Source organism: Paenibacillus sp. GCM10023250, from assembly GCF_042653205.1.
In the GTDB taxonomy this organism is placed as follows: domain Bacteria; phylum Bacillota; class Bacilli; order Paenibacillales; family Paenibacillaceae; genus Paenibacillus_Z.
Window position 1 is genome coordinate 35,508 of record NZ_JBHSHY010000002.1, and the last position, 23,189, is coordinate 58,696.

The following is a 23,189-nucleotide window of genomic DNA, read 5'->3' on the forward strand; positions in this document are numbered from 1 at the left end:
CTCGAAACGAAATTCGATCGCGGACATCAAGCTCCTCCACCCGGGCCGAAGCGGCAAATCCTGCCGCTCCGGCCTTCGGTCGTTGATCTTTTTCGCCGCTATGCGATACTATTAGGAAACGCACATCAGCGACGCGAAAGGACGAGGCAGCATGCATTATTTCGATCACTGCGCATCGACGCCTCCGCTGGAGGACGTTATCCGGACGATGGCCGAGGTCATGGCCAAGCATTACGCGAACCCGTCCTCGCTTCACCGCGGCGGGCAGGAAGCGAAGCATATCCTTGAGCGCGCCCGCGCCGTCGTCGCAAGCCTCTTCCCGGGTACGGCCGCGGAAGAATGGCTGTTCACCTCCGGCGGCACGGAAAGCAATAACATAGCCATACTCGGGGCGGCGCGAAGCCTCGCGAAGAAAGGCAAACATATCGTGACGACCGCTATCGAGCATCCGTCCGTCTACGATACAGTCCGCAGCTTGGAGCACGAGGGATGGACAGCCACGTACGTGCCTGCCGACGAGACGGGCGTCGTGTCCGCCGAGGCGGTCGAAGCGGCGCTGACGGACGACACGTCGCTCGTCAGCGTCATGCACGTCAATAACGAAGTCGGCTCGATCCAGCCGATCGCGGACATCGGCACCCGCTTGAAGCGCCGGGGCAATATTGCCTTCCATGTGGACGGCGTGCAGAGCGTCGGCAAGGTGCCGGTGGATCTCGCCGGCAGCCGGGTCGATCTCTTCTCCGCCGCGGCGCACAAGCTGGGCGGTCCCCGCGGCGTCGGGCTGCTCTATGTCCAGCGGGACCTGCAGCTCGGGCGCGTATACGGCGGAGGCGGCCAGGAGCGGGGACTGCGTCCCGGCACGGAGAACGTACCGGCGATCGTCGCGGCGGCGAAAGCCTTCCGGCTCGCCGTCGAGAGCCAGCCGGAGCGGGCCGCGCGCATGCACGCGCTGCGGGCGAAGCTCTTGGCGGGCATCGCGGCCATCCCGGAGCTGGTCCCGAACGGAAGTCCGGACTTGGGCGCCGGCGGGGGAGCCGCCCCCAACATCGTGAATTTCTCGTATCCCGGCATGCGGCCGGAAGTGATCGTGCATATGCTCGAGAAGCACGGTATACTGGCGTCCACCAAGTCGGCCTGCTCCTCGAAGAGCGACGAACCGAGCCGGGTGCTGCTGGCAATGGGCCTGTCCCGGGATCGGGCCTCGAGCGGGGTCCGCATTAGCTTCGGCGACGAGCACGGTGAGGCCGAGGTGGCCTTGCTGTGCGAGATGCTGGAGAAGGTTGTGCACAAGCTAAAACCGTTGGAACGCAAAGGGGAGTGACAGATGAATCCGGATATGATATTGCTTCGCTTCGGCGAATTTACCGTGAAAGGGAGAAACCGCGAGCGGTTCGAGAAGCGGGTGTGGGAACAGGTTCGGCGGGCGCTCTCTGATTTTCCGCGCGCCGGAATCGAGCGCACGTTCGGGCGCATCTACGTCGCCTTGAACGGCGAGCCCTATGAAGAGATGGCGGTCCGTCTCCGGGACGTCTTCGGCATCGTGTCCTTCAGCCCCGTGCGCAAGGTACCAAGCGAGCTCGAGGCAATCCGAAGCGCGGCGCTGGACGTTATGCGCGGACTGGATAAGCTGCCGGAGACGTTCAAGGCCTCCGTCCGCCGCGTCGACAAGAGCTTCCCGCACGATTCGCAGGAAATGAATCACCTGGTAGGCGGTTACGTTCTTCGCGAGCTCCCCGGCCTGAAGGTGAACGTCCGGGATCCGGAGGTGGAGCTGAAGGTCGAGATCCAGCCCGAAGGGACGTACGTGTTCAGCCGCGTGGAGCCTGCCGCCGGCGGGTTCCCTTACGGCACGAACGGCAAGGCGCTGCTGCTGCTCTCCGGGGGGATCGACAGCCCGGTCGCCGGCTATTTGGCGATGCGGCAGGGCTTGGAGCTGGAGGCGGTTCATTTTCACAGTTATCCGTATACCAGCGAGCAGGCCACGGAGAAGGTCATCGAACTCGTACGCAAGCTATCTCATTATACGGGGGTGCCGATTAAGCTCCATCTCGTCTCGTTCACCGATATTCAAACGGCCATCGCGCAGGGCGGCCATCAGTCGCTGATCATTACGCTCATGCGCCGTTCGATGCTGCGCATCGCCGATCGGCTGGCAGCAGGGCGGGAGGCGCTCGGGTTGGTGACGGGGGACAGCCTCGGCCAGGTCGCGAGCCAGACGCTGAGCAGCATGAACGTCATCGGCCGGGCGACGGAGCTTCCGTTGCTGCGCCCGCTCGTGACGATGGACAAGAACGAGATTATTCGGATCGCGCGAAGCATCGACACGTACGACACGTCGATTTTGCCGTACGAGGATTGCTGCACGCTCTTCGTGCCGAGGAATCCGTCCACCAATCCGAATTTGGGGGTGGTTGAGAAGGCGGAGGCAAGCATCGCGGATTTGGAGGATCGGATCGCCACGGCAGCCGCCTCCGTCGAAACGCTGTCCATTACGCCGGAATTCCGGTCCGCGGCGCAGTCCGCCGGCGAGGACGACTGGTTTTAACGATGGGTTACACGACTATGAAATTGGCCTATACGCCGAAAGCGAAAAAGGTCGCCCTCCGGCAACAGTCCGCTGTTGACCGGGAGGGCGACCTTTCGTATGCGCCGGGCGCTGCTTTGCATCGCTGGAATTTAGTGCGTGTCTCCGCCGCTTTGCACATGCCGCGCCGCTTTGGCACGACGGAGATTTTGACGGAGCCCGATGAGGATGACGGCGATGACCACGAGGATCATGAATGACCACTCGAAGAACGGATTGTGATTGAAGACGTCCTCCAGCCGCTTCTCGTGCGTAATCATCTTGGCCGCGGTGTACGCGATGACCGCGGAGCCGATATAGACGATCCACGGGAAGCGCTGAATGAGCTTGATGAACAGCGTGCTGCCCCATACGACGATCGGAATGCTGATCACGAGGCCGAGGACGACGAGGAGAATGCTGCCGTGTCCGGCGCCGGCGACGGCGATGACGTTGTCGATGCCCATCGCGGCATCAGCGATGACGATGGTGCGGATCGACTGCCACAGCGTGTTGCCGGCCTGGATATCGTCGTGGGTCTCCGCATCCACGAGCAGCTTATAGGCGATCCACAGCAGCAGCACGCCGCCGACGACCATCAGCCAAGGCACCTTCAGCAAATAAACGACGAGCACCGTCGCGACGGCCCGGATGGCGACCGCACCGATGGTTCCCCAGATAACAGCTTTCTTCTGCTGATCTTTCGGCAGCTTTCGGGCCGCGAGGCCGATAACGATCGCGTTGTCGCCGGCCAAGATCAAGTCGATGAAGATGATCGTGACGAGCGCGGTGAAAAATTCAACCGAAAAGAATTCCATGATTTCCGCAACACCCTTTCTGATCCCACGTAAACTTGATCGTTCATACGGACGAATCGCCGAAAAGATTCAAAAATCGCAAACATATCCTGTCCGCCCGGGACATACCGTTCATAGACGGGGCTTTTCCCGGTTTGAGGAACTTGCCGGAAGCGGCGCGGCCGCTGCATCTTCCGAAGGAGGCGGACGAAAGTGGACAGCTTGATCGTGTTTATCCAAATCATGTTTATCAACGTGCTGTTAAGCGGCGATAACGCCGTAGTCATAGCGTTAGCGAGCCAGCAGCTGCCGGCGAAGCAGCGGAAGCGGGCGGTGCTGTGGGGAGCCGTCGCCGCGGTCGGGCTCCGCTGCGCGCTGACGCTGGTCGCGATCTATCTGCTGCAAATTCCGTATTTGCAAGCCGCGGGCAGCGTAATGCTGTTCCTGATCGCGGTCAAGCTCATCATGGATGCTTCCGACCATGCCGAGGAATACCACGCGATGCGCAAGGTCGGCTCGCTCGCGGGCGCCGTGCGGACGATCGTCGTCGCGGATTTCATAATGAGCCTCGACAACGTGCTGGCCATCGCCGCGGTCGCGCAGGGAGAGCCTGTCCTTATTTTGCTCGGGATCGTGCTCAGCATTCCGATGATTATCTGGGGAAGCCAGCTGCTGAGCGGCATGCTGAGGCGATTCCCGTCGCTGGTGTACATCGGGGGCGGCCTGCTTGGCTACGCCTCGGGCGAGATGCTCGTCCACGATCCGGCCGTCCACGGCTTTTTGGCGCAAAATGCGGCGGTGTTGACGAAGGCGATCCCGATCCTGCTCATTCCGCTGGTCATCATCGTGGCGGTGCTGCGCGCGAAAAAGGACCGAATCCTATAATTTTCAGTAATTTGCAGTACTTTCACTGGTTTTTTGCCTTCCGTTCCATTACACTAGTAAATGTTAAAAATGTGTCGAGAGAAAGGAACTTAGGCATGTCGAAAAACCAATACACCGTCGGGCTGCTGTTTTTGGTCGCCGGCGTTGTGATCTTGCTCGGAAAACTGGGGCTGTTTGCGTTTATCGGCACAAACTTTTGGCCTCTGTTTCTGCTCATTCCCGGCATTTTGCTGCACGTGCTGTTTTTCGGACGACTGCTGCCTCCGTTCGTGTTGATTCCCGGGGCGATTCTGACGATCAACGCCTTTATTTTTTTCTTTTGCATGGCGCTCGGCTGGAGCAAAATGCAATACTTGTGGCCGTTCATCATCCTCAGCGCCGCGGCGGGTCTGTACGAATACCATCTTTTCGACGCGTACCGTCCGAAATTCCCGCTTACGCTGGCGATCATCCTGGCGTTGGCGGCGGTATCCTTTTTCGTCATCATGCTCGTATGGGGTTGGGGGTTGTACATCATCGCGGCGTTCCTGATCGCGGCCGGCGCCTGGCTGGTCGTGGGACGCAGAGCCCGCTGGTAAGGCAAGGCCGTTCGGCATAACGGAACGGATATATGAAACAAGTCGAGAGACAACAGACAAATAAAAAAAGTGGAGTGGATAACGTACTATGCTAGCCAGAGAGAACATCAGAAACATCGCCATCATCGCGCACGTCGACCATGGTAAAACAACGCTTGTCGATAAGCTGCTTCAGCAATCCGGCACGTTCCGCGACAACGAGACTGTACAAGAGCGTGCCATGGATTCCAATGACTTGGAACGGGAACGCGGCATTACGATTTTGGCGAAGAACACCGCGGTCAACTACAAGGATTACCTCATTAATATCGTGGATACGCCCGGACACGCCGACTTCGGCGGCGAAGTGGAGCGGATCATGAAGATGGTCGACGGCGTGCTGCTCGTCGTTGACGCGTTCGAAGGCTGCATGCCGCAGACGAAATTCGTGCTGCGCAAAGCGCTCGAAAGCCAACTGACGCCGATCGTCGTCCTGAACAAGATCGACCGCCCGAACGCGAGTCCGGAGCAGGTCGTCGACGAAGTGCTGGACCTGTTCATCGAGCTCGGCGCGAACGACGAGCAGCTGGACTTCCCGGTCGTCTACGCATCCGCGCTGATGGGCACTGCTAGTCTGAACGTCGAGAAGCAGGACGAGAACATGCAGGCGCTGTACGACACGATCGTCGAGCATATCCCGTCCCCGAAGGAAAGCGTCGAAGAGCCGCTGCAATTCCTCGTGACGCTGCTTGATTATAACGAATACCTCGGCCGCATCGCCGTCGGCCGCGTCAACCGCGGCAAGATCCGCCAAGGCCAGTCCGTGGCGGTCATCAACCGCGAGGGCGTGACGAAGCAGGCCCGCATCGAGAAGCTGTTCGGCTTCCAGGGACTGAAGCGGATCGAAGTCGAGGAAGCCGGCGCGGGCGACATCGTCGCGATCGCGGGCATCCGCGAAATCAACATCGGCGAAACGATCGCCGATCCGACCAACCCGGAGGCGCTCCCGGTCCTGAAGATCGACGAGCCGACGCTGCAGATGACGTTCCTCGTCAACAACAGCCCGTTCGCGGGCCGCGAAGGCAAATGGGTGACGTCCCGGAAGCTCCGCGAGCGTCTGTACAAGGAGCTTGAGACCGACGTCGCGCTGCGCGTCGACGAAACCGACAGCCCCGACGCGTTCATCGTGTCCGGCCGCGGCGAACTCCATCTCGGCATCCTGATCGAGAACATGCGCCGCGAAGGCTTCGAGCTTCAGGTGTCCAAACCGGAAGTTATCGTGAAGGAAGTCGACGGCGTGAAGATGGAGCCGTACGAACGCCTCCTGATCGACGTGCCGGAAGAGAGCATGGGCGCGGTCATGGAGAGCCTTGGCACGCGCAAAGCCGAAATGGTCAACATGGTCAATAACGGCACGGGCCAAGTCCGCATCGAGTTCATCATCCCGGCGCGCGGCCTGATCGGCTACCGCACGAACTTCCTGACGCTGACGCGCGGCTACGGCATCATGAACCACGCGTTCGACAGCTACGGCCCGCTTGCCGGCACGTCCGTCGGCGGCCGCCATCAAGGCGTGCTCATCTCGAGCGAGAACGGCGTCTCGACCTTCTATGGCATGAACGGCGTGGAAGATCGCGGCATCCTGTTCCTGGAGCCGGGTACGGACGTCTATGAAGGCATGATCGTCGGCGAGCATAACCGCGACAACGACATCATCGTCAACATCTGCAAGGAGAAGGCGCTCACGAACATCCGCTCGGCCGGCAAGGACGACACGGTCCGGCTGAAGACGCCGATTCTCTTCTCCCTGGAGCAGGCGCTGGAATATTTGAACGACGACGAATACTGCGAAGTAACGCCGAAGTCGATTCGCCTTCGCAAAAAGATCTTGAACAAGAGCGAGCGCGAGCGCGCGGAGAAGCATCGCAAAACCGCTCAAGCGGGCGTATAAGCCGAAATGCGCGTCCCGCTTGAGTAGCTTTGACCAAGGCAGGGCAGCGGATTTCCTTCGGGAGAACCGTTGCCCTGCATTTGCTTCGCGGGCATCGTTATGCTATTTATAGTAAAGAAGGAGGCAAGCATTATGCAAAGCTGGTTTCATGCGCATCCCATCCTTACGTATTTGTTGATCCTGGCCTTTACGATTTATATCTTCAACACCGTGTTTCGCGCCCAGAAGCGGCTGCCGATCCTGAAAGAAATTCTGGTTCACCTGCTGATGGCCTTCGGCGCCTTCGTCCTATTCGTGCTGCAGTACGACGTGCTGCCGATCGTGCAGTGCATGGCGGTAGCGGTCTTCATGATGCTGCTGCTGCGCGGCCGCCAGCTGTACGACAAGTTCAAGGCGAGACGCGGAAGCGCCGGCCGCTCCGACGCGGAAGGGGTCTGATGCCGTGCGCCTGGACGATACCTTGTTCAACTGGCTTCAGATTCAGCTCGTCGCCGAAGCGCGGCCGGACGACCGGGCCGCGGCGGACACACGCGATTTTTTCCTCGAGATGCTGACGGAAGATCACGGCCTCGCCAACCTGCTCGTACATAAGACGGACGACACGATGATTCACGTGAAGTACGACAAGGACGGGCGCCAGAAGACGAAGCTGATTCCGCGGGAAGCCGCCGAACAGCTGCTCGCCGACATCAACGCGAACCCGAAATACAACTAACGAAGGTGGAAAACATGTCAAGGAAGGCTACGCACGCCGTTCGACCGAAGAAGAAAAACTACTGGCCGCGCCGCATCATGGTTCTGCTGCTCCTCGTGCTGGTCGGTGTCGCCGGCTACCTGGGCTACTTGGTGTACGTTTCCAAAAATGCGCTGAAGGATATCGCGACCGATGCGGATCCGACGGTCGTCGTGGCGCCCGAAAATTCCGTGAAAGTCAAGCCGGTCGCGTTCATGCTCCTCGGCATGGACACGCGCAAGGAGACGGGGAGTTTGAACACGGACGTCATGATGGTCGCCGCGTTCAACCCGACGACCAAATCGGCCGTCGTCGTCTCGATTCCGCGGGATTCCCGCATCGCGCTGAGCGGCTACAAAATCAATAAAGCCAACGCTTATTTTGCCAGGTTCCGCGCGCTGGAGAAGGGCGAGGGGCTGGATAACGCCGAGGCCGAGAAGCAAGCCAAGAAGGACCTGCGGACCATGTTCGGGAAGTTTTTCGATATTCCGATCGACTACACCGCCACGATCAACTTCCGAGGCTTCGCGGACGTGGTCGACGCGCTGGGCGGCGTGACGGTCGACGTCGACATGGACATGCATTACGTCGACAACGCCGACGGCACGAACATCGACTTGGCCAAAGGCCGTCAAAAGCTGATGGGCGAAGACGCGCTCGATTTCGTACGCTACCGCAAATCGAACGACGGGAAGAACATGTCGAGCGACTTCGACCGGAACCGTCGCGAAAGCCAGGTGCTCGGGCAAATCGCCGACAAGCTGCAATCGTTCTCCAGCGTGCCGAAGATCGCCGGCGTGATCAAGGCGGTTGGCAACAACCTGCGGATGGACATTCCGGCGAACGAGATCGAGAACATGCTGAAGACGTATTATGGCATTGGCGCGACCGACATTACGTTCATTCCGCTGGAAGGCACGTGGAAGAGCCCGTATGTCTATCTGGACGACGCGAAACTGCAGGCCGCGAAAGACGCGCTGCACGCAAAACTGGCGGAATGACGGTGGAAGAGCAATGGCGGCTATGCTATAATGGGGGCATCGGAGCACTCATGACACTGCAGGCAAGGAGGGCATGCGGATGACCGAACCCGTCACGGTACTCTCTGACGATCTTTACGGCGCATTGAATGAGCAACCGTTCGTTCTTCTGCACACGATCGACGCAGACACCGGGGCACCGACGTCGAATGCGATCTCGTGGATCTATGCGGTCGACCGCGCCACGCTGCGCTTCGCGCTCGACGGCCGCTCGCGCTTGACGGTGAACATGACTTCGACAGCCGAAGCGAGCGTGACGCTGTTCGCGCCGGGAACCGTTCAAACGATCCACGGCACGGCACGGCTCGTCACGGAGGCTTTGGAAGACGTACCCTTTAAGCTTGTCTGCTTCGACCTCGATATCGCTGCGATCCGCGATGCGATGTTTTACGGCGCACGCTTGTCCGTAAGACCGGAGCATGAGAAAACGTATGATCAAAGAGCCGCCGACAGACTGGATGGACAGGTGTTTGCAGCTATGAAAAAAGCCTAGTGATGCGTTCACTAGGCTTTTTCTGTACTCGTACGGGTTCCGAGGAGCGAAGCGCGGCCCGCGCCTACAGGTGCTTTTGCTTCGCTGGGGTTTGCGGTTCCGGCCGCATCGGCTGCACGTCCCGCGGAAGCTGCGGCACGATGCGGCCGACGATATCCGCCATCTCCTCGGCGAAGCCGGCGATGGGACGGCCGCGGCGAATATCAGCGCCGAGCTCGTTCAGCCGGTGGGAGAGATCCACGTCGGCGGTGACGGCCGCGTTGATGCCGTAAGGGTCTTTCCGGAGCGCTTCCGCTACGGCGTACTTGATCGTGCCGACGCGGGAGCGGTCTACGTTGCCGGCGACGTCGATGCCGACAACCGCCGTATTTTGAAACACCACGCAGTGCGCGCCTTTCACGCCGGGCACTTTGCGCGCCAAGCTTTCCAAATGCTCGGCCACTTGTTTGGGTTTGCTGATCGTTTTCTTCTGCGGCGAGCTCTGCTGCGCGCGAACGCGGTCATCATTTTGCGGAGAGGGTGATGTCTCATTGCGGGCGACGGTATTGCAACCTGCTGCCAGCAAACAAAGGAGCATAGCGGGCACCAGCCATTTCCTCATATTCGCCACCTGACCTTTCTAAAGTCTGCATCCTGTGTTCAAGCCTAGTTTGCCTAGACGAGGGTTTCGCTATGTACGCCTTTGAACGAAATTCCCAACGCCAGGAGGGCTCACGATGAAAAAAATATTCGTGCTCGACACCAATGTACTGCTTCACGACCCGCAAGCGATCTTTGCCTTCGAGGACAACGAGGTCATTATCCCCGCGGTGGTGTTGGAGGAGATTGATTCGAAGAAGCGGCTTGCCGACGAGCTCGGCCGCAACGCCCGGCATGTATCCCGGCTGCTGGACAACATGAGGGAAGGCGGACATCTGCATGAAGGGATCGGGCTGGCGAGCGGCGGCGTGCTCAAGGTGGAGCTGAATCATCGGAGCTTCGTGCGGGTGCAGGAGATGTTCGGGGAGATGACGAACGACAACCGCATTTTGGCGGTGGCCTTGAACTATCACCTGGAGGAGCAGGATAAAGGGACGCAGCGTCCCGTCATCATCGTCAGCAAAGACGTGCTGGTGCGGATCAAGGCCGACGTGCTCGGCATCGAAGCGCAAGATTACTTGTCCGACCAGGTCGTGGCGCCTTCCGAAGTTTACGCGGGCTATCTGACGCTGAAAGTGCATCCGTCGGTCATCGACGAGTTCTATACGTACCGGTTCCTGTCGATCAAGAGCCTGCAGCTCAGCACGAGGCTGCATCCGAACGAATTCGTGATCCTGCGCGACGAGATGGGCACCTCGAAGTCGGCGCTGCTGAAGGTCAGCCAGGACGCCGCGAGGCTGGAGCCGCTCTACTTAAGCAACGATCCCGTGTGGGGCATCACCGCCCGCAACGCCCAGCAGCGGATGGCGCTCGAGCTGCTGCTGAACGACGACGTACCGCTCGTCACCTTGACGGGCAAGGCGGGCACGGGCAAGACGCTCCTGGCGCTCGCGGCGGGGCTCTTGAAGGTGGAAGACGAGCACAAATATAAAAAATTGCTCATCGCGCGGCCAGTCGTGCCGATGGGCAAGGATATCGGTTATTTACCGGGCGAGAAAGAAGAGAAGCTGCGTCCGTGGATGCAGCCGATTTACGATAATCTGGAGTTCCTGTTCGATACGAAGAAGTCGGGCGACATCGACAAGATTCTGATGGGGCTCGGCAGCATCCAAGTCGAAGCGCTGACCTATATTCGGGGACGCTCCATCCCGGGGCAGTTCATCATCGTCGACGAAGCGCAGAATTTGACCCGGCACGAGGTCAAGACGATCGTCTCGCGCGTCGGGGAAGGGAGCAAAATCGTGCTGATGGGCGATCCGGAGCAAATCGACCATCCGTACCTCGATTCCATCAGCAACGGACTCACGCATATCGTGGAGCGGTTCAAGCAGGAGGGCGTCAGCGGCCATATGACGCTGGAGAAGGGCGAGCGCTCCAAGCTCGCCCAGTTGGCGGCGGATCTGCTCTAGCCGGCCGCCGGGACGACGGTCGCGAACGAACAGCGGTAAGCGCGGGCGATGCCCGCGAGCAAAGCTTCTTGATGACGGTCGACGGCGAGCAGCCGGCGGCCGTCTTCGCGTTCGGCCGAGGCAATGGCATGCTCGTCCGCCTGCGTCAGCGCGGCCGCGAGCTCCGACGGTTCCCCGGCCGCGGCGGCCAAGGCGACGACGGAGGCGAGCCCGAGGTCGAGAAACCGGTTGCCCTCGCGGGTCGTCACGCCGTAATCGCCGAAGACGCGGTCGTTCGTCTGCCACGCAGCTTCCAGCTGGAGCCACAGCCCGCACTCGGTCTCGACGTTGTACTTGTCGGCGAGCCGCAGGACGGCGTCGCGCGCGTCCGGGCCGTCGACGAAAAGCAGCGTCTTGTGGCGGTCCACCAAGGTGACGGCATCGGCGATGCCTTTGACGATTTGCGCGTAATAGCCAGGGAGCTTGTCCTCCGGCAGGTGCAGCTCAAGACCGTAAACGGTGTTCATCGGCAACATTCTCCTTCTCATCGGCGTCTATGAGCTAGTATGCACGATCGCGCGCCGCGGCGCAACGCATCCGGCGCCGCAGCGGCTAGCGACAAAAAAACGCTTTCTTGCTACAATGAACAGGTAGCGTATTCAAGCGGCGAGGAGGGACAAGGTGTCACGCAGAAAAGTGGTCATACTGCTGCTGAGCGTCTTCACGATATGCTCGGCGCTGCTCGTGTCGACGTCGGGCAAGCCGGGCTCGCCCATCGCGCCGTCAGGCGGCGGGACGCCTTCCAGCCAGCTGCCTCAGGTCGCGAACGGCGACGACCAGGAGCCGATCACGCTATCGATCGCCGTCTCCATGGACGAGACGGAATTTCAATATTGGATCAAGAGCAACGAACGGTATTTGCAGACCCATCCGCGCGTAACGGTCAATCTCACGAACATCCGCGACGAAGATCCCGACGCGGCGCGCAAGAAAGCGTCCGAAGCGGGCGAGCCCTTCGATATCATGCTGCTCGACAACGACCGCGTCCGCGAATTCGCGATGCGAGGCGAGCTGCTGCCGGTCGACGAGATCGTCACGGGCGATTTCGCCGCGGACCAGCTGGAAGCGCTCACGGACATGGTGAAGTGGAACGGCTCGCTCTGGGGCGTTCCCGTGGACAGCAATCCGCTGCTGAACATCTGGTCCAAGCAGCTGCTGAAGGACGGCGGAGCGGCCGGTCCGCCCAAGGACTTGGCCGCCTTCAAGGCGCTGGCGGCGGCGCTCGCGGCATCGAAGCCGGGCATCAGTCCGTTCAATCTGAACAGCGCGGATGCCCGGGATGTGTCCGCATGGCTCGGGCTGTTCCAAGCGGACGCGAAACCGGCGGCGGAGCTGTCGCCGTTTACCGCCGCCCAGCAGGAGCAGCTCCGCTATGCGGCCGAGCACGGGAAGGAGCTGACGCGGTACGATCCGCTGCTGCAGGGGAGCGAGCTCATTCGGGCCATTCGGGAGAACAAGCTGCTGAGCGCGGTCATTCCGTGGACCGTCTATTTTCGCCTAAGCGACGCCGAGCGCGCGCTGCTGTCGATCGGCTCCGCAAACGGCCCCGTCGTGCGCAGCAACGGGCGAAGCTTCGTGCTGACGGCGGAGACGGACAAGCCTGCCGATGTCCGGGAATGGATTCGGGCGATGACGGAGTCCGCCGCGCAGCTCGCGCGTTACCGCGCGTTCGGCCGTCTGCCGGCGCGCGTCTCGGTCATGACGGGCGAATTCGGGTTCAATGAGGTCGCGGTTCGCCCGCCGCATTTTTTGGTGCCGATGCTGCAGGCCGCGGCCGCGGCGCCCGATCCTCCGTGGCGGGAGCGATGGGAGCGGTGGGCCGCGCTGTGCGCCTCGCTCGGCGGCAACGCCCGTCCCTTCACGGCCGAAGCGGCCGAGCGGATGATCGCTGAGTGGAACGGGGAGCTGGGACAGCCGGCAGGCGCGGCAAAAAGCGGCGCCGAAGCGCCGCCCGCGTCGTCATAACGGGTACCTTTATATGCCCCTTGGGCGGGCCCTCGTTACAGGCTGATCGAGAGTTTGATGATCAGATCGCCGTCCTTGACGGAGACCGATTTCGCTTTCAGAAACGATACGATTTCGGAGGGATAGAAGCCGAGGTCGAACTGCCGCTCGAGCTGCTTCCGCGTCGTATCGGGCAGCGCCAAGCCGTTAAAGATCAGCTCGTCGACATGGAACAGGATCGAGCCTGCCGGCTCCAGCGTATAATGGCCGGACAGCTCAACCGCGAGATCGTCCTTCTTGCCCGTAATGACGACCTTGTCTTCGTGGAAGGCGAACGCGAAATTGTCGAAGATAGGGTTCTGCTCGCGCAGAAAGGCGTTCAGCTTGCCGTCCGGAATCGTCAGCGTATAGTTGAAGCCGTCGATGTTGAGCATCGTGTTGTCCTGTTCGACCCAAGACGGGATTTGGCCCATCGCCTTCGACAGCGCGTTGAAGTAGCGGTTCACCTCGACCAGCCCGACGTTCTGCCAATAGGCCGTATATTCGTCGATCAGCGACCGCAGCTTGTCCGCGTCATCCCGGCTGTTCAAGGCGGAATCGACGTCGCTTTGCAGCGCGACGACCCGGGCCCGCTGCGTGTTCAGCCGGGATTCGACTTCGGTGAGCCGCGCCGATTGGTCGTTCAGCGAGGCGACGGTCTTTTTCAACGCTTGATAGTGTTCCTGGTAATCGCTCAGCGTGTTGCGGTCCGACGCGAAGATTAGATCGAAAAAGTCCAAGATGGCCAGCATGCCGGACAAGCTGCGGGAGGAAAGCAGCGCCGTCAGCAGCGAGCTGCGTTCCCCGGTATAGTAGGCGCGGAGCACCTTGCCAGCTTCCTCGCGCTTCTCGTCGATGCTGGCTTCCTGCTTGTCGAGCGCCGCCTGAGAGGCGGTGAGCTTGGCTTTGACGACGGCTTGCTCCGTCCGGATGCGCGCGATTTCCTTGTCGATCTCGACGACGGAAAGGCTTTTCTCGAGGACGCTTCGTGTCTCATCGTCGGCCGGGACGGCGGGTTCGGCGAACGCGGGAGAGATCGTCAGCCATAACGCGAGCGCCGCAGCGGCAAGCGACGCGGCCCGGCGGCGTTTGGTGCCCTGCACGGTCAACCCCCTTTCTGGCGGTTGTACATGCCCTACTATATGCGCAAGAGGAGTCTATTATATCCTGGTATCGGCAATTTTGCCCTGAAGAAGGAGGCGGCGCGCATGAGGAGAACGCGGCTCGAAACGGCGATCGCGCAGGCGATCGAAAGCGGCGGCCGCAGCGGGCAAGTGAGCGGTACGGACGCGCGCGCGGCAGCGGTTCGGCCGGCGATGACGTTTCGCGATTATATGGCGATGTGCCTGTACGACGAACGGGACGGCTATTATCGAACAGGCGCCGTCCGCGTGGGCCGCTCAGGCGATTTCTATACCAGTTCCGCGGTCGGCACGATCATGGGCGGCAAGCTGGCGGGATACGTTGCCAAGCTTGCCGGGATGCAGGATCAGCCCGTCACGGTCGCGGAATGGGGAGCCGGCACCGGCGCGTTGGCGCTGGACATGCTGGCGGCATGGGAGACCGGCCGTCCGGAATGGAAGCCGGAGGCGTATTGGCTCGTGGACGGCAATCCTGTCCATCTGGCGGCGGCGCGGGAGCGCCTGGAAGGATCGGGCGCGGCCGGCCGGACGGCCGTCGATTATATGGCGCCGGACGAAGCGGAAACCGCCTTGCGCGCGAGCGCCGATGACCGCAGCGTCGTCGTGATCGCCAACGAGCTGCTCGACGCGTTTCCGGTACACCGGGTCGTCCTGCGCGGCGGGGTCTTGCGGGAGCTGGGCGTCGCGGAGGCCGCGGACGGCGAAGGGGAAGGGGCGGCGTTCGTCTATGCGGAGATGGCGCTGTCGGACGACCGGCTCGAAGCCGTGCTGCACCGGGACGGCATCGCGCTGCGTGAGGGCCAGATTTTCGAGGTGAACCTGGATGCGGAGGACTGGCTCGCGGACATGGCCGCGCGAATTCGCCGCGGCTGCCTCGTGCTGATCGATTACGGTCACGAAGCGAGGGAGCTGGCGGCGCCGCACCGGATGCGCGGCACGCTGCTCTGTTATAAGGATCACGTCGCCCGGGACGAGCCGCTGCTCGAGCCTGGCCGCCAGGACATGACCGCTCACGTGAACTTCACCGCGTGCATGGCCGCGGCCGCCGCGGCGGGCTGGGAGCGGCTGTATTACGATACGCAGCAGCGATTCCTCGTCGACGAAGGCGTGCTGGCGGATATCGTCCCGCATGACGGGACGAACCCGTTCGGCGAGGCGGCGCGGCATAATCGCGCCATTCGCCAGCTGCTGCTCAGCGACGCGATGAGCGAGACGTTCAAGGTGCTCGTGCTGCGCAAATAACGCTGCCCGTCGAAAAAAGGCTGTTCCGGAGAGCTTGTCTCCCGGAACAGCCTTTTGCTTATTTTATAAGGTGAAACGTCCGACCGTATATTTAGAATGGGTTCCCCATTACAAATACCGTCCAATACGTGAAGCCGACGAACGAGATAAACATGTATCCCCAGAACATCAGCATATAGGTTCTTTCGGAAAAATTCAAATAGCCTAACAGGACAAACACAGCGGTTTGGATAAAGAACAAGAGCGCCATCTCGTTCATATGTCCCGCGAACGCCATCAGCGCGATCACAAGCGTCCAAAAGCCGAGCACCCGGAACATGCGTGCCATGAAATTCTCCCCCTCTCGTCAGTCTCGACCCGATTTCTATTGCCCATTATAACGTTTCAGGTAACGACTGTAAACTATTTCAATCGTGACGAATTGGCAAACTTTTTAACTTGCCAAGCGCCATAATACAAGTTTGCTTCAATTTGCCTGAAAACATGTATGAGCCTAAAAAAAAATGGATATACAATTTAGTATCCGATAGATTCTATGAACTCTACCAAGGGCATAGAGATAAAGTAAGCGCCTAATGTTGGGAGGTTTTGGTTGCATGACAGCAGTGAGACAAGATGCCTGGAGCCCGGATGACGATCTCATTCTGGCCGAGGTCACGCTGCGGCATATCCGTGAAGGCAGCACGCAGCTAGCCGCGTTCGAAGAAGTGGGGGAGCGGATCGGCCGCACTTCGGCGGCATGCGGTTTTCGCTGGAACAGCTGTGTTCGCAAGCGCTATGAAGATGCCATTCAGATCGCGAAACAGCAGCGCCAAAAGCGGAATTATATGAAAAAACAGACGTACGCCGCAACCCCCCACGTGTCTTCCCTGAACGTGATGGATGCCGAGGAACGCGCCTACAAGAACGACCCGCTGACGGAAGAATCGCTTTCGATCGATACCGTCATCCGGTTCCTGCGTCAATGGAAAGCAACGTACCAGGAGCTGAACCGGCAGATCAAATCGCTCGAACGCGATCTGCGGGAGCGGGAAGAGGAACTCCTGGCGCTGCGCGAGGTCAATGAGAAGCTGTCGCTCGAAGTGAACAACGCGCAGACGGATTACCGCGCGGTGAACGACGACTACAAGACGCTGATCCAGATCATGGATCGCGCCCGCCGGCTGACCGTACTGACCGAGGAAGACGAATCAAAGCCGCGTTTCAAAATGGACGCGAACGGTAACTTGGAACGCATCGAATAAGGCCGCCAGTGCGGCACCCTTAAAATCTCTCCGTACCTGATGCAGGCGCGGCGGGATTTTTTCGTTTGCTTCTGGTACGATGGCGGTAGCACGATACCGAACAAGCGAGGTGGACGCGTGAATATCATCATCGTAGGCGCAGGCGCGCTGGGGCTGCTGTACGGCGCGAGGCTGGCGCGGGCGGGGCACGGCGTCGCCCTGCTCACCCGATCGGACGGGCAGGCAGCCATCCTCAACGCGCAGGGGCTCTTATATAAGGAAGCGACGGGCGCGGAGACGCGGATCGGCGTCCCGGCTGCGTCCGTGAGCCGGTTTGCCGACTCCGGAGCCCGCGGTGCGTTCGGCGCGGATTGGGCGGTGCTCGCCGTGAAGCAGCCGCAGATCGACGCGGCGCTGCTCGCGGATCTGGAACGGCTGCTCCAAGGCGGCGTGCCGCTGCTCGCGCTCCAGAACGGCGTCGGGCATATGGAGCGGCTGGCGGAAGCGCTGCCGGGCTCGCCGGTCTACGCGGCCGTGACGACGGAAGGCGCGCTCAAGACGGACACGCGGACGGTCCGGCATACCGGGGCGGGACGGCTCGTGTTCGGCCCGTGGGACGGGCGGCGCGCCGCCGGCGCGGAGGCGCAAAAAATGTTGCTTGATGCGCTGGCAGATGCAGGAATCGAGGCGAATCTGTCGAATGAGATCAAAGATCAAGTTTTCCTAAAATTATTGCTGAACGCGGTCATCAATCCGCTGACGGCCATTTACCAAGTCAAGAACGGCGAGCTTCCGCGCGATCCGTACCGCTTGCGGCTGATGCGGGCGCTTCACGACGAAAGCGAAGCGATTCTCCGCGCCGCGGGTCTGCGGTCCGGGGAGGCCCATTGGGAGCGCCTGCTTAGCGTATGCGCGGCGACCTCGGACAACGAATCTTCGATGCTGCGGGACGTGCGCGCCGGGCGCATGACGGAAATCGATTGGATCAACGGCGGCATCTCCGGGTACGCGAAGCGTCTCGGTCTTTCGTCGCGGATGAACGACGCGGTCCTTGCCCTCGTGAAGGCGCTGCGCGTGACGTAATTGTTCGGGAGGAGGAGAGCGGGTTGGGCTGGATCTGGGAGAGCATCAAGCATGTATACGCCCTGTTGGCGGTCATTCCCGTCGTGCCGTTCCTGCTCGTTTATTTCGGCTATGCCGCCGTCAGCGGTGACCGGAAGAAGGCGTTCCGCCTCGCCATGGACGTGACGACGGCCCTGCTGATCGGCTGCGTGGCGGTGCTGTTCAACGATATTTTCGACAGCGGCTTCGGGCTGTACGGCATTCTGCTCATCCTGCTGCTCGGCGGCGGGCTGCTCGGGAACCTGCAGGTCCGTTCGAAGGGCAGTCTCGATCTCCGGCGCGTCGCGCGCGCCATCTGGCGGCTCGGTTTTTTTCTCATGAGCGTCTGCTACGTGATTCTCATGTTCGTCGGCATCGGCATCAGTTTGTTCACCGCTTAAGGCGCGAGCGCCGCGGTTTTATCGGACCCTTCGGAATTGGAGGGTCTTTTATTTTGACGGTTACCGAAACAATGTGTACAATGAATGAGAAAAACGCACGTCATTATAGAGCTTGTATACCGGAGAAAAGAAGGTAGAGACTGTTGATGAGAACAGAACCGGTCCAACTGCCGTTCGGACAGCCGCTCGCCGAGGCTTACGCGAAGCGAAGCCATCCCGGCGTGGAGGCGTTGTTCGGCAGCCACCCCGCGGAAGAATCGCATTGGCACCGTCGCATGAACTGGCTGGAAGCGCATGGGGACAAACGCGTTCAGCCCGAACGTCTGGCAGATGCGCTGCTGGCGTACAATAAACGAATGAATGCCGCGCCCGCCGTCCTGGCGAACATCGAAGCGATCCGCTCGGGCGCTCCGGTCGTCGTCACCGGCCAGCAGGCCGGATTATGGACGGGACCGTTGCTCGTCCTGCATAAAGCCGTGACCGCGATCAACGCGGCCAGGGAAGCATCCGGATTGACGGGCAGGCACGTGGTGCCCGTGTTCTGGATCGCGGGCGAGGACCACGATTGGGACGAGGCCAACCATGCCTACGTCCGCGCCGCCGAAGACAAGCTCGTTCGCGTCGCGATCGACCGTCCATCGGGAGGCCGTACGTCGGTCAGCCGTACGAAATTGGCGAAGCCGGCGATGGCGGAGGCGATGCAGCGGCTCGGCGCCGTCCTGCCGGACAGCGAGTTCAAGCGCGAGCTGCTGGACGCGCTGAGCCGCTTCGCGGCGGATCACGACAATCTGTCCGGCTGGTTTGCCGCCGTCATGAGCTGGCTCTTCGGGAAGCAGGGCCTCGTCCTGCTGGATTCCGACGATGCCGGCATCCGCGGGCTCGAAGCGCCGATGTTTACGGCGATGATCGAGCGCAACGACGAGCTCGAAGCGGCGTACAAGCGGTCCGAAGCGGCGCTGCGCGAGCTGGGCTTCGCGCCGTCGGCGGACGTCGCCGACGGCTGCGCGAACCTGTTCGTGTTCGAGGACGAACGGACGCTGCTGTATAAGGAAACGGACGGAAGCTTCCGCAACCGCAAAGAGACGTGCCGCCTGACGCGCGCCGAGCTTCTGCGGATCGCCGCGGAAGAACCGCAGCGGCTCAGCAACAACGTGCTGACGCGGCCGCTCATGCAGGATTACCTGCTGCCCGTGCTCGGCGCCGTGCTCGGTCCGGGCGAGATCGCCTATTGGACGCTGACGGGCGAAGCGTTCCGCACCATGGGCATGGAAATGCCGCTGATTCTGCCGCGGATGTCGTATACGCTGGTGGACGCCGCGACGGAGAAGCAGATGGCCAAGTACGGACTCTCCTTCGACGACGTCGTGCACCGTTACGCCGACCGGCGCGAAGCTTGGCTGAAGGAGCGCGACGAGCTCGGCATCGAGGACTGCTTCGCCGAAGCGGGCGCGCGGTTCGAAGCGTTGTACGCGCCGGTCATGCGGTTGTCCGCTTCGGTGGAGAAGGGGCTCGAAGAGCTCTCCGCGAACAATTTGCGCCGCATTTTGGACCAGATCGCTTATTTGGAGAAGCGGACGAAGGAAGCGCACGCACGCCGCTTCGACGCCGCCTTGCGTCAGCAGGACGGGGTCGCGCTTGCGCTGTGGCCGGAAGGCGGTCCTCAGGAACGGGTGCTGAACATGGCGGACTTCTGGAACCGCTTCGGGGCGGCGTGGCTGGAGAAGCTGCTGGAAGCGCCGTACGATCGGTCCGGAGGCCATTATTTGATTTTTTTATGAGCGAAGGGAAGAGGATCATGACTGGGAAGGCCAAGCAAGAGAGCATCGTGCGCGATATGGCGCTGGCGCCGGATGGCCGGTTGAAGATCGATTGGGTCGCGGCGCATATGCCCGTGCTGAACCGGATTCGGGAGCAGTTCGAGCGGGAGCAGCCGTTCAAGGGGCTGAAGGTGACGATCTCGCTGCACTTGGAGGCGAAGACGGCTTACTTGGCGAAGGTTGTGCAGGCCGGCGGGGCTGACGTGACGATCACGGGCAGCAACCCGCTGTCGACGCAGGACGACGTCTGCGCCGCGTTGGTTGAGGACGGCATCACCGTCTACGCCAAATACAACCCGGAGCCCGAGGAATACAAGGCGCTCCTGATCAGAGCGCTGGAAACGAAGCCAGACCTGATCATCGACGACGGCGGCGACCTCGTCACCATCCTGCACGCGGAGCGCCCCGACCTGATGGCGAATCTTCGCGGCGGTGCCGAGGAGACGACGACGGGCATCATCCGGCTGAAGGCGATGGAGAAGGACGGCTCGCTCAAGTTCCCGATGGTCGCGGTGAACGACGCGTACTGCAAATATTTGTTTGACAACCGTTACGGCACGGGCCAGTCTGTCTGGGACGGCATCAACCGGACGACGAACCTCGTCGTCGCGGGCAAAACGGTCGTCGTCGTCGGGTACGGCTGGTGCGGCAAAGGCGTGGCGATGCGCGCGAAAGGGCTCGGCGCCCAAGTCGTCGTGACGGAAATCGATGCCATTCGCGCCGTCGAGGCGTACATGGACGGCTTCACCGTCCTGCCGATGCGCGAAGCGGCGAAGCTCGGCGACTTCTTCGTCACCGTCACCGGCAACCGCGACGTCATTCGCGGGGAGCATTACGAAGTCATGAAGGACGGCGCGATCTTGTCCAACGCCGGCCATTTCGACGTGGAAGTGAACAAGCCGGAACTCGAGGCGATGTCCGTCTCCAAGCGCGTCGTGCGCCGCAACATCGAGGAATTCCGCATGCAGGACGGACGGAACATCTACCTGCTGGCGGAAGGCCGGCTCGTGAACCTCGCCGCGGGCGACGGCCATCCGGCGGAAATCATGGACATGACGTTCGCGCTGCAGGCGATGTCGCTCAAGTATGTCAACGACCGCTACGAGGCGGTCGGCGCCAAAGTCGTGAACGTGCCGTACGAGCTCGACGAGCAGGTCGCGCGCTACAAGCTGGAAGCGCTCGGCACGGGCATCGACAAGCTGACGGACGAGCAGAAGACGTACCTCGACAGCTGGCAGGCACATTAAGAAGCGCGCGTTTCGCGCCTAAATTGCGCAGTAGAAGCATAAGCATCACTTGGCGGGAGCCCTTCCTTGAGAAGCGGCTCCTTTTTTGCGTTTACGGACTGATTGCGCCCAGAACTGATTTGCAACATTTGGAAGCTTTTCCGCGTTTGGGAAGTGGGAAGGCGCGAAGCGATGAAGGAGCCTGTTCGATCCTGCGGTCGAGCACGGAAAGCCATCATCGCTCGCGAACAAATATAAAGCAGGGGGGCGTGCGGATGAAACGGAAACGGAATCGGCAACGCGACGCGGGAAAACGGAGAACGGACGCGAAATGGTGGGCGGGCCTAATGGCTGCGGCCTTGCTTGCGGGCATGCTGGCCGGCTGTTCGGCAGCGAATCGGAATGCAAGCAACACGGCCGCGACGGAGTCGGCGGCACTCGCCGACGCGGGGAATGCCGACGCGGCCAGCGACGACGGCAAGGCGCTGACGTCGTCAGCGAACTCGTCCGCGACGGCGGATACGGCGGCATCGGCAGGCGTGGCAGCAGAGGCGCAATCGAACGCGGCCGGCTCTTCGGAAGCCGGCACGCAGCTGGGCGGTGCGGCAGCCGGATCGGGCGAGAGCGGTGCTGCGGGCGAGCCGATCGACCGCAAAATCGTTTACCGCGGCAATATCACGATGGAAGTCGAGGCGTACGACGCGGCGCAGACGAAGCTTCGGGACCTCATTCATCTGTCCGGGGGTTATCTGCTGAAGTTCGCGGACCAGAAGACGTCGGCGGAGCGGGGCGGCACGTTTACGATCAAGGTACCGGCGACCGGCTTCGACGGCTTCCTCGCCGGCCTGGAGAAGATCGAGCATCTCAGCTATCAGAGCAGCGCGCAAGGCACGGACGTGACGCAGGAGTACGTCGACCTCGGGGCCAGGCTGAAGGCGAGGCAAGTTGTCGAAGCGCGGCTGCTCGACTTCATGGCGAAGGCGACGAAGACGGCGGACCTGCTGCAAATCTCGCAGCAGCTCGGGGACGTGCAGACGGAGATCGAGCAAATTAAAGGAAGGATCCGCTATCTGGACGCGAACGTCGCCTTTTCGACGATCGATCTGCGGATGTACGAGACGGTGGAGGCGGACGTGAAGGCAAATCCGGCGGAGCGCGGGTTCGGGGAGCGGGTGTCGGACGCTGCCGAAAGCAGCTTGAAAGCGCTGTTCGCCGCCGCGCAAGGCATCGTCGTGTTCGCGGCCGGCGCGCTTCCGGTATTGGCGGTCATCGCGATCATCGCCGTTCCGTGTTATGCGTTCTACCGGAGCGGCCGGCGAAAGGCCGCCGGCCGGGCGGCCGCGCGGGCAGGAGCGGATCCGGGAGCGGCGAGCCGTCTCCCGGAAGCCTCGCAAGTGCCGGAAGTCCGGCAAGCCGCGGAAGGCTCGGGACCGGACGGCGGCGAAGATCGTTCATCGTAGCGGATTCGAGGAATTAGGAGTAGAAGCGGGCAGCCCCGGTCGTATAACGGCCGGGGCTACCCGCTTTTTTGGGCTGCTGCCGCCGCTGCCCCGGCGCGCTTCATGGCGCAGGCGACTGCGGCGGATTTGGCCAGGCGCTTCCGCTCGTCCTCGCCGCCGTCTAGGAAACGGCGGTCGCGGGCGAGCGCGAGCAGCGCGTTTTTGCCTGCTTCGGCCGCATCCAGATCATTGCCGAGCAAGTAATAGGCGACCTGGAAGCAGTAATGCTCGACGCCGCGGAGCAGGCTGATCGTATCGTGCAAGGCGGTAGTGCCGTTCATTGCTGGCGTGCCTCCTTTGGTAATCGTTCCGGTGAGAGGCGGCGTCCGCCGGATAGGGAGGGACGCTGCCAATTGCGGCCGGTATGCCGGCGCAAGGATCCGATTTCCAGTGTACACGAACGTCAAGGGAAAAAGGTATCAAAATCGTAACAAGATTAATCCCATAAA

At 61.4% G+C, this 23,189-nt stretch carries 24 protein-coding genes; 18 read left to right on the top strand and 6 right to left on the bottom strand.

What is annotated here, in order from left to right; all coding sequences use genetic code 11:
* Nucleotides 1-151 precede the first annotated feature (151 nt).
* Together ACFPB1_RS03065 and thiI are read left to right on the top strand one after the other, a co-directional pair.
* A complete protein-coding gene (locus ACFPB1_RS03065; RefSeq protein ID WP_379221791.1) occupies nt 152-1,321 on the top strand; it encodes a cysteine desulfurase family protein in 1,170 nt (389 codons plus the stop codon).
* Between the two features lie 3 nt (nt 1,322-1,324).
* Nucleotides 1,325-2,545 carry a tRNA uracil 4-sulfurtransferase ThiI gene (gene thiI / locus ACFPB1_RS03070; RefSeq protein WP_379221793.1) on the top strand — a complete coding sequence of 407 codons (1,221 nt, stop codon included), beginning with the start codon at nt 1,325-1,327 and terminating at the stop codon, nt 2,543-2,545.
* 131 nt (nt 2,546-2,676) lie between these two features.
* Here the strand turns inward: thiI and ACFPB1_RS03075 are convergent, their stop codons facing one another.
* Complete coding sequence (locus tag ACFPB1_RS03075; RefSeq protein WP_379221795.1) at nt 2,677-3,381, bottom strand: TerC family protein; 705 nt, start codon at nt 3,379-3,381, stop codon at nt 2,677-2,679.
* A gap of 192 nt (nt 3,382-3,573) precedes the next feature.
* Here ACFPB1_RS03075 and ACFPB1_RS03080 point away from each other — a divergent pair, with 192 nt between their 5' ends.
* The 7 genes from ACFPB1_RS03080 (at nt 3,574) to ACFPB1_RS03110 (ending at nt 9,019) form a co-directional block, all read left to right on the top strand.
* Nucleotides 3,574-4,245, top strand: coding sequence for a TerC family protein (locus tag ACFPB1_RS03080; protein WP_379221797.1), 672 nt, complete (start codon nt 3,574-3,576; stop codon nt 4,243-4,245).
* A 95-nt stretch (nt 4,246-4,340) separates the two neighbouring features.
* On the top strand, nt 4,341-4,823 hold the full coding sequence (locus ACFPB1_RS03085) for a hypothetical protein (protein WP_379221799.1): 483 nt from the start codon (nt 4,341-4,343) through the stop codon (nt 4,821-4,823).
* Nucleotides 4,824-4,911: 88 nt separating this feature from the next.
* On the top strand, nt 4,912-6,753 hold the full coding sequence (gene typA, locus ACFPB1_RS03090) for a translational GTPase TypA (protein WP_379221801.1): 1,842 nt from the start codon (nt 4,912-4,914) through the stop codon (nt 6,751-6,753).
* Nucleotides 6,754-6,885: 132 nt separating this feature from the next.
* Nucleotides 6,886-7,191: a YlaH-like family protein gene (locus ACFPB1_RS03095; RefSeq protein ID WP_379221803.1), complete on the top strand. Its 306-nt coding sequence runs from the start codon at nt 6,886-6,888 to the stop codon at nt 7,189-7,191.
* 4 nt (nt 7,192-7,195) lie between these two features.
* Entirely contained in the window at nt 7,196-7,468 is a 273-nt protein-coding gene (locus ACFPB1_RS03100) for a hypothetical protein (RefSeq protein WP_379221805.1), read from the top strand.
* A 14-nt stretch (nt 7,469-7,482) separates the two neighbouring features.
* Nucleotides 7,483-8,487: an LCP family protein gene (locus ACFPB1_RS03105; protein ID WP_379221807.1), complete on the top strand. Its 1,005-nt coding sequence runs from the start codon at nt 7,483-7,485 to the stop codon at nt 8,485-8,487.
* A gap of 79 nt (nt 8,488-8,566) precedes the next feature.
* Nucleotides 8,567-9,019, top strand: a complete 453-nt coding sequence (locus tag ACFPB1_RS03110) for a pyridoxamine 5'-phosphate oxidase family protein (protein WP_379221809.1) — start codon at nt 8,567-8,569, stop codon at nt 9,017-9,019.
* 64 nt (nt 9,020-9,083) lie between these two features.
* Here ACFPB1_RS03110 and ACFPB1_RS03115 read toward each other — a convergent pair whose 3' ends face one another.
* Nucleotides 9,084-9,620 carry a YhcN/YlaJ family sporulation lipoprotein gene (locus ACFPB1_RS03115; RefSeq protein WP_379221811.1) on the bottom strand — a complete coding sequence of 179 codons (537 nt, stop codon included), beginning with the start codon at nt 9,618-9,620 and terminating at the stop codon, nt 9,084-9,086.
* Between the two features lie 115 nt (nt 9,621-9,735).
* On the opposite strand from ACFPB1_RS03115, the gene ACFPB1_RS03120 reads away from it, so the two are divergent.
* Entirely contained in the window at nt 9,736-11,067 is a 1,332-nt protein-coding gene (locus tag ACFPB1_RS03120) for a PhoH family protein (protein WP_379221813.1), read from the top strand.
* Here the strand turns inward: ACFPB1_RS03120 and ACFPB1_RS03125 are convergent.
* Entirely contained in the window at nt 11,064-11,573 is a 510-nt protein-coding gene (locus tag ACFPB1_RS03125; RefSeq protein ID WP_379221815.1) for a hypothetical protein, read from the bottom strand. The genes ACFPB1_RS03120 and ACFPB1_RS03125 overlap by 4 nt on opposite strands.
* Nucleotides 11,574-11,727: 154 nt before the next feature.
* On the opposite strand from ACFPB1_RS03125, the gene ACFPB1_RS03130 reads away from it, so the two are divergent.
* Entirely contained in the window at nt 11,728-13,071 is a 1,344-nt protein-coding gene (locus ACFPB1_RS03130) for an extracellular solute-binding protein (RefSeq protein WP_379221817.1), read from the top strand.
* A gap of 35 nt (nt 13,072-13,106) precedes the next feature.
* Here the strand turns inward: ACFPB1_RS03130 and ACFPB1_RS03135 are convergent, their stop codons facing one another.
* Nucleotides 13,107-14,192, bottom strand: coding sequence for a hypothetical protein (locus ACFPB1_RS03135; RefSeq protein WP_379221819.1), 1,086 nt, complete (start codon nt 14,190-14,192; stop codon nt 13,107-13,109).
* 105 nt (nt 14,193-14,297) lie between these two features.
* Here ACFPB1_RS03135 and ACFPB1_RS03140 point away from each other — a divergent pair, with 105 nt between their 5' ends.
* Entirely contained in the window at nt 14,298-15,473 is a 1,176-nt protein-coding gene (locus tag ACFPB1_RS03140) for a class I SAM-dependent methyltransferase (protein ID WP_379221821.1), read from the top strand.
* Between the two features lie 91 nt (nt 15,474-15,564).
* Here ACFPB1_RS03140 and ACFPB1_RS03145 read toward each other — a convergent pair whose 3' ends face one another.
* A complete protein-coding gene (locus ACFPB1_RS03145) occupies nt 15,565-15,801 on the bottom strand; it encodes a DUF2626 domain-containing protein (protein ID WP_090638377.1) in 237 nt (78 codons plus the stop codon).
* A 268-nt stretch (nt 15,802-16,069) separates the two neighbouring features.
* On the opposite strand from ACFPB1_RS03145, the gene ACFPB1_RS03150 reads away from it, so the two are divergent.
* The 6 genes from ACFPB1_RS03150 to ACFPB1_RS03175 all read left to right on the top strand — a co-directional run bounded on the left by ACFPB1_RS03150 (nt 16,070) and on the right by ACFPB1_RS03175 (nt 22,701).
* Entirely contained in the window at nt 16,070-16,717 is a 648-nt protein-coding gene (locus ACFPB1_RS03150; RefSeq protein ID WP_379221823.1) for an RsfA family transcriptional regulator, read from the top strand.
* 117 nt (nt 16,718-16,834) lie between these two features.
* Entirely contained in the window at nt 16,835-17,779 is a 945-nt protein-coding gene (locus ACFPB1_RS03155) for a ketopantoate reductase family protein (RefSeq protein ID WP_379221825.1), read from the top strand.
* A gap of 23 nt (nt 17,780-17,802) precedes the next feature.
* On the top strand, nt 17,803-18,198 hold the full coding sequence (locus ACFPB1_RS03160) for a DUF3397 domain-containing protein (RefSeq protein ID WP_379221827.1): 396 nt from the start codon (nt 17,803-17,805) through the stop codon (nt 18,196-18,198).
* Nucleotides 18,199-18,344: 146 nt separating this feature from the next.
* The gene (gene bshC, locus ACFPB1_RS03165) at nt 18,345-19,976 is read left to right on the top strand and encodes a bacillithiol biosynthesis cysteine-adding enzyme BshC (protein ID WP_379221829.1); all 1,632 of its coding nucleotides are present in this window, start codon (nt 18,345-18,347) and stop codon (nt 19,974-19,976) included.
* A gap of 17 nt (nt 19,977-19,993) precedes the next feature.
* The gene (locus tag ACFPB1_RS03170; protein ID WP_379221831.1) at nt 19,994-21,262 is read left to right on the top strand and encodes an adenosylhomocysteinase; all 1,269 of its coding nucleotides are present in this window, start codon (nt 19,994-19,996) and stop codon (nt 21,260-21,262) included.
* Between the two features lie 254 nt (nt 21,263-21,516).
* Entirely contained in the window at nt 21,517-22,701 is a 1,185-nt protein-coding gene (locus ACFPB1_RS03175; protein WP_379221833.1) for a DUF4349 domain-containing protein, read from the top strand.
* Between the two features lie 56 nt (nt 22,702-22,757).
* Here the strand turns inward: ACFPB1_RS03175 and ACFPB1_RS03180 are convergent, their stop codons facing one another.
* Entirely contained in the window at nt 22,758-23,021 is a 264-nt protein-coding gene (locus tag ACFPB1_RS03180) for a hypothetical protein (protein WP_379221835.1), read from the bottom strand.
* Nucleotides 23,022-23,189 lie beyond the last annotated feature (168 nt).